This is a genomic window from Aeromicrobium sp. CnD17-E (assembly GCF_024124745.1).
Classification (GTDB): domain Bacteria; phylum Actinomycetota; class Actinomycetes; order Propionibacteriales; family Nocardioidaceae; genus Aeromicrobium.
In genome coordinates this window covers 17,120-27,060 of record NZ_JAMXRU010000040.1, presented here as the reverse complement: position 1 = coordinate 27,060, position 9,941 = coordinate 17,120, and the positions used below count along the sequence as shown (strand labels likewise).

At 70.6% G+C, this 9,941-nt stretch carries 9 protein-coding genes; 4 read left to right on the top strand and 5 right to left on the bottom strand.

The window, feature by feature from the left end; all coding sequences use genetic code 11:
• A partial coding sequence (locus tag NH339_RS09595; RefSeq protein ID WP_253024782.1) for a YhgE/Pip family protein occupies positions 1–981 on the top strand: 981 nt, incomplete at its 5' end.
• A gap of 139 nt (positions 982–1,120) precedes the next feature.
• Positions 1,121–2,488 carry an aminotransferase class I/II-fold pyridoxal phosphate-dependent enzyme gene (locus NH339_RS09590; protein ID WP_253024780.1) on the top strand — a complete coding sequence of 456 codons (1,368 nt, stop codon included), beginning with the start codon at positions 1,121–1,123 and terminating at the stop codon, positions 2,486–2,488.
• A gap of 45 nt (positions 2,489–2,533) precedes the next feature.
• Here NH339_RS09590 and miaB read toward each other — a convergent pair whose 3' ends face one another.
• From miaB to NH339_RS09570, 4 genes are all read right to left on the bottom strand, one after another.
• Positions 2,534–4,039, bottom strand: a complete 1,506-nt coding sequence (miaB, locus tag NH339_RS09585) for a tRNA (N6-isopentenyl adenosine(37)-C2)-methylthiotransferase MiaB (RefSeq protein WP_253024778.1) — start codon at positions 4,037–4,039, stop codon at positions 2,534–2,536.
• Between the two features lie 107 nt (positions 4,040–4,146).
• Complete coding sequence (locus NH339_RS09580) at positions 4,147–5,772, bottom strand: alpha/beta hydrolase (RefSeq protein ID WP_253024776.1); 1,626 nt, start codon at positions 5,770–5,772, stop codon at positions 4,147–4,149.
• A gap of 129 nt (positions 5,773–5,901) precedes the next feature.
• Entirely contained in the window at positions 5,902–6,324 is a 423-nt protein-coding gene (locus NH339_RS09575) for a VOC family protein (RefSeq protein WP_067856871.1), read from the bottom strand.
• 76 nt (positions 6,325–6,400) lie between these two features.
• Positions 6,401–7,084: a DUF305 domain-containing protein gene (locus NH339_RS09570; RefSeq protein WP_253024774.1), complete on the bottom strand. Its 684-nt coding sequence runs from the start codon at positions 7,082–7,084 to the stop codon at positions 6,401–6,403.
• Between the two features lie 123 nt (positions 7,085–7,207).
• On the opposite strand from NH339_RS09570, the gene NH339_RS09565 reads away from it, so the two are divergent.
• Positions 7,208–8,761: an LVIVD repeat-containing protein gene (locus NH339_RS09565; protein ID WP_253024772.1), complete on the top strand. Its 1,554-nt coding sequence runs from the start codon at positions 7,208–7,210 to the stop codon at positions 8,759–8,761.
• A gap of 71 nt (positions 8,762–8,832) precedes the next feature.
• Here NH339_RS09565 and NH339_RS09560 read toward each other — a convergent pair whose 3' ends face one another.
• A complete protein-coding gene (locus tag NH339_RS09560) occupies positions 8,833–9,294 on the bottom strand; it encodes a hotdog fold domain-containing protein (protein ID WP_253024770.1) in 462 nt (153 codons plus the stop codon).
• An 81-nt stretch (positions 9,295–9,375) separates the two neighbouring features.
• Between NH339_RS09560 and NH339_RS09555 the strand changes: the two genes are divergently transcribed.
• A complete protein-coding gene (locus tag NH339_RS09555; RefSeq protein ID WP_253024768.1) occupies positions 9,376–9,933 on the top strand; it encodes a PadR family transcriptional regulator in 558 nt (185 codons plus the stop codon).
• The last annotated feature ends 8 nt before the right edge of the window (positions 9,934–9,941 follow it).

Sequence of the window (9,941 nt, the reverse complement as noted above, 5' to 3'; positions counted from 1 at the left end):
CTGAACGACGGCGCACAGCGCGTCGCGGCCGGCAACCGTCGGCTCGCCGACGACGTCCCGGCCCTCGTCGGGGCGATCGGCCAGGCCTCCGACGGCGCCGACCAGCTGCAGTCGGGCACGTCGCAGCTGGCCACCGGCGCCCGTGAGGCGGCCGGTGGCGCAGATCGGCTCGCGAGCGGGGCCAGCCGTCTGACCGACGGTGCCGACCAGCTCAGCAACGGTGCAGACGCGCTGCGTGACGGCGCGCTGCGACTGCAGGACGGTCTGGCCGACGGCAGCGAGCAGGTGCCCGACTACACGAAGGACCAGCGGGAGAAGCTCGCCACGACCGCGGCCACACCGGTCACCGACGCCGCCGACCGGCTCAACGCCGTCGCGTCCTACGGCGAGGGCCTCGCGCCGTACTTCATGGCGCTCGCCCTGTGGGTGGGTGCCATGTCGATCTACCTCCTGCTGCGGCCGGTCTCCGCGCGCGCGATCGCCTCGACGACGGGCGCGGTGCGTACCGCGCTCGCGGGCTTCGTGCCTGGTGCCGCACTGTCGGTCGTGCAGGCCGTGCTGCTGGTCGGCGTGCTGCTCGGGATCGTCGGCGTCGACGCCTCGCAGCCGGGCCTGCTGCTCGGTCTGGCGCTGCTCACCGGGCTCGTCTTCACGGCCATCAACCAGACCTTCATCGCCTGGTTCGGCGGGGCCGGACGCTTCCTGGCGATCGTGTTCGTCTGCCTGCAGCTGACCGCTGCCGGCGGGACCTACCCGATCGAGACCTCACCGTCGTTCTTCGGCTTCCTCCACGCGCTGCTCCCCATGACCTACGCCGTGCACGGGCTCCGCGCGGCGACGGCGGGTGGCACCACGGGTGTCGCGTTCGACGTCTTCGTGCTGGTCGTGTTCGCCGTGGGTGCCCTCGCCCTCACCGCGCTGGCGGCGAAGCGTCGTGAGCGCGTGACGATGACCGCCCTGCACCCGACGCTCCAGGTCTGACGGGGCACTCACGGACCTCTCACCGAATCCTCACGAAATCTTGATGCTCTCCTGTGGCGTACTGAACGGCGTTCACCTGGGTCCGGGCGCACCCTGGAGGGGCAGCCCCATCGGGGGGCCATGACCGTGGAGGAATGCCATGTGGACCACTGCGCAGCGCCGTCGCCTGACCGAGACCCCGTACGCGGATGCCCTCGACCGACATGCCGGGGCCGGCATCGCCTCGTTCCACGCGCTGCCGATCGGCTCGCTCGCCCATGCGCCTGACGGCGACGACTCCCCGCTCGCCGAACGCACGCGCCGGCTCTTCGGCAGCTACCTGGCGACCGAGCTGACCCTCGGCTCGCCCGAGCTTGACTCCTTATTCCGCGCGCACCGTCAGCTGGCACGGTCGCGACGCCTGACCGCCGAGGCCTTCGGCGCCGACGACACCCAGTACGTCACCACGGGCACGACGGGCGCCAACCAGGTGGCGCTGGAGGCGCTGCGTGTGGCCGGCGGCCGGGTGCTCGTCGACCGCTCGGTGCACCAGTCCATCCACTTCGCCCTGGACCGTCTCGGCGCCGACGTCCTGTACGCGCCGACGTCGCCGACGGACACCGAGCACGGCGTCATCACCGCGCTGCGCGAGGCGAAGGCCGCCGGTGTGGAGGTCGACGTCGTGGTCGTCGGGGTGTCCGCCTACGACGGGTCCCTGGTGCAGATGCGTCGCTTCCTGGGCGCGCTGCAGGAGCTGACCGCCGAGTCGGGCTGCCGGGTGCTCGTCGACGAGGCCTGGACGGCGATCCATGCCTTCCACCCGTGGTTGCGGCGGCTCACCGCCATCCACGCGATCCGCGAGACGCTCGCGGAGCACCCCGACTGGCCGGCGTCGTTCCTCGTCACGCACTCGACCCACAAGTCGATGCTCGCGCTGCGGCAGGGGTCGTACCTGCACGTCATCGGGCCGGACACGCTCAAGGCCACCGTGCGCGCGGCGCTGTACCGCGTCCACACCACGAGCCCGTCGCTGCCAGTGCTCGCGAGCCTCGACATCGCGCGCGCCCACGCCGTCGCCGAGGGGACCGCCCTCGTCGAGCGGGCCCTCGCGCAGGCCGACCGGCTCAGGGAGCTCGCCCGCCGGGTCCCGTGGCTGGCCGAGCACCGGCCGGTCACCACCACGGGCGCCTACCTCGCGGACCCGATGAAGGTGCACCTCGACCTCGGGACGCCCGAGCGCGCCCAGGAGGTGCGGGCGGCCCTGTTCGACGAGTACGGCATCTTCGTCTCGCGGCAGGACGGCTCGACGCTGCTGTTCACGATGCACGTCGGCGTGACGCCCGAGCAGGTCGACCTGCTGCTCGAGGCGCTGGAGAGCGTGTGCTGCCTCGACGCCCCGGAGTGCTCGTGCGGCGACGAGCGCTACATCATCGCCTACCCGCCGGGGATCCCCTTGCAGGTGCCGGGCGAGCAGCTGTCCGCGCCACCGTCGCGTCGGGCGGGCGAGGAGCTGTACTCGACCTTCTGAGCTGCCGGCCCTGCCGCCCGCGGCCCCGCCGGGCTCGAGGCGGGGTCAGCGGGCGCAGGCGGGGGCGTCGACGACCGGCAACGGGGCCGGGACGCCGAGCGACGGCATGCCGAGGGAGACCGCGGGGCGCACCTCGGTACGACCCTGCCGCGCCTCCCACGCGTCGCCGGCCCGTGTGCGGCGGTAGGAGACGACGTCGGCGTCGCTGACGAGGTGGTGCGGTGCGGCGTGCGTGACGGTGACCTCGACGAGGTCGCCGGGGCGCACGTCGTGCCCACCGGGCGTGAAGTGCACGAGCCGGTTGTCGCGCGCGCGACCGGTGAGGCGCTGGGTCTCGTGGTCCTTGCGGCCGCCGGCGGCACTGTGGTCGGAGACGAGCAGCTCGACCGTGCGGCCCTCGAGCCGCTGGTTCTCGGCCCAGGCGGTCTCCTCGACGACGGCCGCGAGGCGCATGTAGCGCTCCTGCACGACCTCCTTGGGCAGCTCGGGCAGGTCGGCGGCAGGCGTGCCCGGCCGGCGCGAGTACTGGAAGGTGAACGCGCTCGCGAAGCGCGCCTGGCGGACGACGTCGAGCGTCTCGGCGAAGTCCTCCTCGGTCTCGCCGGGGAACCCGACGATGATGTCGGTGGTGATCGCGGCGTCGGGCATCGCCTGGCGCACGCGGTCCAGGATGCCGAGGTACTTCTCCTGGCGGTAGGAGCGCCGCATCGCCTTCAGGACGCGGTCGGAGCCGGACTGCAACGGCATGTGCAGCTGTGGCATGACGTTGGGCGTCTCGGCCATCGCGGCGATGACGTCGTCGGTGAAGTCCTTCGGGTGCGGGCTCGTGAAGCGCACCCGCTCCAGGCCCTCGATCTCCCCGCACGCGCGCAGGAGCTTGCCGAACGCGAACCGGTCGCCCAGCTCCACGCCGTAGGCGTTGACGTTCTGGCCGAGCAGGGTCACCTCGACGACGCCGTCGGCGACGAGCGCCTCGACCTCGGCGAGCACGTCGCCCGGTCGGCGGTCCTTCTCCTTGCCGCGCAGGGCAGGGACGATGCAGAAGGTGCACGTGTTGTTGCAGCCGACGCTGATGGAGACCCAGGCGGCGAACACGGAGTCGCGCTTGGTGGGCAGGGTGGACGGGAACACCTCGAGCGACTCGAGGATCTCCACCTGCGACTCCTCCTGCACCCGCGCCCGCTCGAGCAGCACCGGCAGCGAGCCGATGTTGTGCGTGCCGAACACGACGTCGACCCAGGGCGCACGCTGCGTGATGGTGTCGCGGTCCTTCTGCGCGAGACAGCCTCCGACGGCCACCTGCATCCCGGGGTGCTTCGCCTTGAGGCTCGCGACGTGCCCGAGGTTCCCGTACAGCTTGTTGTCCGCGTTCTCCCGCACCGCGCACGTGTTGAACACGACGAGGTCGGGGATCGCGGCGCCGCCGTCGGCGTCCGACGTGTGCTTGGCGTACCCCGCGGTCTCCAGGAGCCCCGACAGCCGCTCGCTGTCGTGGACGTTCATCTGGCACCCGTAGGTGCGCACCTCGTAGGTCTTCGCTGCTGCAGTCATGACCGCCCCATCGTACGTGCCGTGGACGGCCCGGACGACGACGGCGGACGCCGACGCACGGCGACCCTGAGGTCGCTGCGCGCCGACGCCCGCCGACGGTCGTGACGTCAGGGACGGATGGCGTCCCGCTGCATCTGCTGGCGCAGCTCGCTCGGCGCCGGGGTGGCGCTCTGCGTTCGGGCGGCCGCCTGCTCGGGCACCGGCTGCGGCAGCGGCTGGCACACGACGTCGGCACGGTTGCCCGAGACGCGTCGCGGCAGCGTGCCGGTGAGCAGGTAGTCGGCGATGCGGTCGTCGGTGCACGCGTTGCCGCCCAGCGAGCCCGAGTGCGTCGTGCCGCGGGAGACCGCCACCAGACGCGCCCCGGGGTAGCGCTTGCGGACCTCGATGCTGCCCGCGTACGGCGTGGCGGCGTCGTACGTCTCGTTGATCATCAGCACGCTCGTCGACTTCGCGCCCTTCACCCGGACGGGCTTGTGCGCCTTGGCCGGCCAGTGGCGGCACGGCTCGTTGAACCAGGCGTTCGCCCACGTCTCGAAGGGGGCGATCGCGTCGAGCGCCCAGTTGTCGCGTGCCCACTTGTCCCAGCTCGTCGGCCAGGCCGCGTCGGTGCACTGGACGCCCAGGTAGACGGCGTACCCGTTGTCGTCGCCGTAGCCGCTCGCGTCGAGGTAGGCGGCGTTCAGCGACGCGACGTCGCCCTGGTTCACGAAGTCGGAGAAGACCTGCGCCAGGTCGGTCCAGGTCGACTGGTAGTAACCGGCGTACAGGAACGAGTCGTTCCACTCGCTGCCACCCAGACGGTTGCCGTCGGCGTCCGCGACCGGCTCGTCGTAGAGCTTCTCCTGCGTGTCGTAGAAGAGGTTGCGGACGGCCCGGGTGGTCGTGCCGAGGTGGTAGACGTCGTCGTACTTGGCGATCCACGCGAACCAGCGGTTCACGTTCTTGTCGAACGGCTCGTTCTGGTTCAGGTTGCCCTGGTACCAGACGTCGCGCGGGTCGACGGTGCCGTCGAAGATCATGCGACGCACGTGCGACGGGAACAGCGAGGAGTACACCTGGCCGAGGTAGGTGCCGTAGGAGAAGCCGTAGTAGTTGATCCGCTTCTGGCCGAGCGCGATGCGGATCTGGTCGAGGTCCTTCGCCACGTCACGGGTCGTGAGGTGGTCGAGGATCGGTCCGTTCTTCTCCGCGCAGGCCGTCGTGTAGGCGTTCGTGCGCGCGAACCACGCGTCGCGGATCTCGGTCGTGCTCGGCTCGTAGCGAGGACGGTCGTACCCGCCGTAGCTCGGGTCGCACGAGACCGCCGGAGCGCTCTGGCCGACGCCTCGCGGGTCGAAGCCGATCCAGTCGTAGGCCGCGCCGGCGTTCTTCGGGATCGCGCCGCCCAGGCGCGACAGGCCGAGGCCGGAGCCGCCCGGTCCGCCGGGGTTCACGAGCACGACGCCCTGGTACTTGCTGCGGGCCACCGTGTGCTTCACGCGCGAGATCGCGATGGTGATCTTCGTGCCGCGCGGCTTCGCGTAGTCGAGCGGCACCTTGACGCGGGCGCACTGGGCACCGGCGCGCACGAGGCCCGGGCCGCTGTCACCGAACGAGGCGCACGAGCCCCAGCTGACCGTCGGCGCCTTTGCCGCCGCGCTGGGCGGTGCTGCCTGCGCCGTCGCAGGCACCGCGAGCGTGAGCGCGCCGACCGAGACGATCGCGAGCGCACCGGACATCCACTTCTTCATCCGACATCCTCCACCGTGAGAGGTTCCTCCCCGATGGAGGACCGTCGGACACCGTCACACGCGGTGGATGCGAGGCGCAACCATCCGAAGGTCACGATCGTGAAAACTTCACGACCGCCCCCGGCCCGGTCAGGACGTCGGAGCGGCGATCTCCAGCGCGATGCCGTCGGGGTCGCGGAACTCCAGGATCGCCTGCCCGCCGACGTCCTTCACGTCCTCGTGCAGGATGCCGAGGTCGTCCAGCACCGCGACCGCGTGGTCGAGCGCGGCCCGGTCGGCGACGGCGAGGCTGAGGTGGTCCAGACCGATCCGGTCCTCGTCGAAGGAGTCGTCACCGGGAGCGACCGGACGCAGGCCGAGCAGTCCTCCGGGGAACCGGTAGATCACGCCACCGAACAGGAAGGAGAGCTGCTCCCGCGTCTGCTCGTCCGGGTCCTCCGGCAGCTCGAACGCGACGTCGAAGCCGAACACGTCGTCGTAGAAGCGGCGCGAGACGTCGATGTCGCGGACGGTGAGGCGCACGTGGGCGAAGTCGGTGGCGGCGATGGGCACGAAGGCTCCTTGGGGTGGGCGGGACGTGCCTCCACGCTCACACGGGTCGGGCCCGACCGCGACGCGAACGCCGACCTCAGAGGTCGGCGAGCAGCTGACGCATGCGGTCGATCTCGGCCGTCTGGTCCGCCGCGATGCTGGTCGCCAGCTCGTTGACCTGCAGGTCCGCACCCTCGCGCACGACGGTGTCGACCATCTCGATGGCGCCTTGGTGGTGCATGATCATCAGCTCCAGGAACAGGCGGTCGAAGTCCTTCCCACGCGACGACGCCAGCTCCGCCAGCTGCGCCTCGCTCGCCATGCCGGCCATGTCGTGGACGTCCCCGCCGTGCGAGCCGTGGGCTCCGTGGCGGCCCATCGGGATGTTGCCCCCCTCGATCTGCTCCTTCGTGGGCGCGTCGAGGCCCTGGTCGGTGAGCCACCCGGCCATGAAGACGATCTCGGGGCGCTGGGCCCCGTCGATGCGGTCGGCCATGGTGCGTACGGCCCTGCTCCCCCGCGCGTCGGGGGCGAGCTGCGCCATCTGCAACGCCTGCGCGTGGTGCGGGATCATCATCTGCACGAACTCGACGTCGGCATCGTTCGCCCGCGCCCGCTCGATCTCCGGCGCCTCGTCGAGCACCTCGGCCTTCTCCCCCGGCTTGCCCGGCTGGATCACGGCACCGTCGACCTGCCGTGACCGGTCGTCGCCCGAGCAGCCTGAGAGCAGCACCGTCGACGCGGCCAGCGCCACCATGACGCCCCGCAGAGGTCGTCGCATCCGAGTCCCCTTCCCCCGAAGTGGAGCCGTCATCAGATCGTCATCGACGGACCCGCGCGGGCCCTTGTCGCCGTGACGGCTTTCGGGTGAGGATAGCCGGACATCGGGGGAAGGACACACCACATGCGTCATGCACGCAGACGGGCCACGACGGCCCTGCTCGGAGCCGCCGCCACCGGCGCGCTCACCACCGCACTGCTCTCGCCCTTGGCCGCCGTGGCCGAGGAGAGGACCGAGGAACGGGTCGAGACCCGCCCCTCGAAGGAGTGCAAGGGCGAGCGCACGTTGTCGGAGGCCGACCGCCTCGCCGGCAACTGCCTGCCCGGCAACGACACGGCACGGCTGAACGCCAGCGGCGTCGACCTCGCACCCGGCGAGGAGGCCAGCAGCGCGAACGTCACCCGCCTCGCCACCATCGCCAAGCAGGGCGCGTTCGCGTCGGAGGACGCCTTGAACAGCGACCTCGCGTTCCAGGGCAGGTACGCCTTCGCGGGCAACTACAACGGCTTCACGGTGTACGACATCTCCAAGCCGGCGAAGCCGAAGACGGTCGCGCAGGTCGTGTGCGCCGGGGCCCAGAACGACGTCTCCGTGTACGACGACGTGCTCATCCTCAGCACCGACTCCTCGCGCAGCGACTCCTCGTGCGAGAGCACCGCGCAGTCGGCGACGATCAAGGACTCGTGGGAGGGCATCAAGGTCTTCGACATCTCCGACCCGCGCCGTCCTGAGTACGTGGCCGCGGTCGAGACGCCGTGCGGCTCGCACACCCACACGCTCGCGCCCGGCAAGGGCAAGGGCGCGAAGGGCAAGGGCAAGGTCGACGACCTGTACGTCTACGTGTCCTCGTACGCGCCCAACGCGGCGTTCCCGGACTGCCAGCCGCCGCTGGACTCCATCAGCATCGTCAAGGTGCCGCTGAAGAAGCCGTCCACGGCACGCATGATCTCCCAGCCCGTGCTGTTCCCCGACGGCGGCAACCCGGCCGGCGGCTACTCACGGGAGACGAGCGGCTGCCACGACCTCACGGCGTACCCGAGCAAGGACATCATGGCGGGCGCCTGCATGGGCGACGGCATCCTGCTCGACATCAAGGACCGGGAGAAGCCGAAGGTCACCGAGAACGTCCGCGACACCGAGAACTTCGCGTTCTGGCACTCGGCGACGTTCAACAACGACGGCACGAAGGTCGTGTTCACCGACGAGCTGGGCGGCGGTGGCGCGCCCACCTGCAACCCGACGGTCGGTGACACCAAGGGCGCCAACGGGATCTACGACATCACCCGCTCCGGCGACCTGGAGTTCAAGAGCTACTACAAGATCCCGCGGACCCAGGCCAACACCGAGAACTGCGTCGCCCACAACGGCTCGCTGGTCCCGGTGAAGGGCAAGGACATCATGGTCCAGGCCTGGTACCAGGGTGGCTGGTCGATGTACGACTTCACCGACTCGGCCAACCCGAAGGAGATCGCGTGGCACGACCGCGGCCCGAACGACGCCGAGCGTCTCGTGGTCGGCGGTCCGTGGTCGACGTACTACTACAACGGCCACATCTACTCCAACGAGATCCAGCGAGGCTTCGAGGTGTTCCGCGTCGACGACCGTCGCATCAAGGGAGCCGAGCGGGTGAGGTTCAAGGAGCTCAACCCGCAGAGCCAGCCGCGCTACCGCGAGTAGGTCTCCCACCCTCGCGGTCCTGAGACGTCGGCCGCCGTGCGCAGCTCCCCTGCGGCGGCGGCCGACGTGTCTCAGCGCTTCTTCGGCGTGACCCAGAGGTGGATGGTCCCGGAGACGGTGACCGTGCCGTCCTTCAACGCCGCCGTGACGCGGACCGGGACGTCGGGCCCGTCGGCCCAGGCCTCGGGGTCGGACTCGGCGGTGCAGACGAGGTCACCGGCCGACTTCGCGAGGTACTGGACGTCCATGCCCTTGGGCAGCCAGCGCGAGTCCGGCGGGCAGGTGGCCTCCGCGAGCAGCCCCATGGCGGCCTCGAGCCCGTTGCAGGCCGCGATCGCGTGCACGGTGCCGATGTGGTTCTGCACGCTGCGCCGCTTGGGGATGGTGATCTGCGCGAAGTGCGGCTTCATCTCCTCCACGCGGAGGTGGATCGAGGCGAAGTAGGGCGCCTTCTGTCCGTAGAAGATCGAGAACAGGCGCTTGCCCTGCGGGAGCGCTGACATCTTCTGGTACACGTCGAGGGTGCTGGGCATGCGCGCGAGTCTAGGACGCTGACAGCGACGCTGTCTGCGTCGCCGGGCCGAGTGTGGCGAACCGCTCAGTAGGGTGAGGCCGTGAACCTGTCGATGACGTCGTACGCGCTGCTCGGACTGCTCGCGTTCGACGACATGTCGCAGACGACGGGTCTGACGGGCTACGAGCTGAAGCAGCGCGCGGACCGCACGCTCAGGTTCTACTGGACGTCGCCGGCGATGAGCCAGATCTACACCGAGCTCGACAAGCTGCTGGAGCGCGACCTCGTGCACGCAGTGGAGCACGTGGAGGGCCGCCGCACGACCCGCCGGTTCCGGATCAGCGACGAGGGTCGCAGCCAGGTCGAGCGCTGGTTGTCAGCGCCCGTCGACGACCCGTTCCCCGTGCTCAAGCACCCGGTGGCGTTGCGCCTGCTGATGGGCCACCTGACGTCGGCCGAGCACGTGCAGGAGATGCTCGAGGACTACCTGGTGCGGCTCGCGGACCGGCGGCGTGAGCTCGAGGGCGTCCGTGAGCTGCTGGGCGACGTCGAGGAGGTGCGGTACGCCGCGCGCGTCGCCGAGTGGGGGTTGTCGTACTACGACAGCGAGCGCGAGATCGTCGAGCGGATCCGGCGCGACGTCGAGGAGCGCGGCTGATCCGCGCT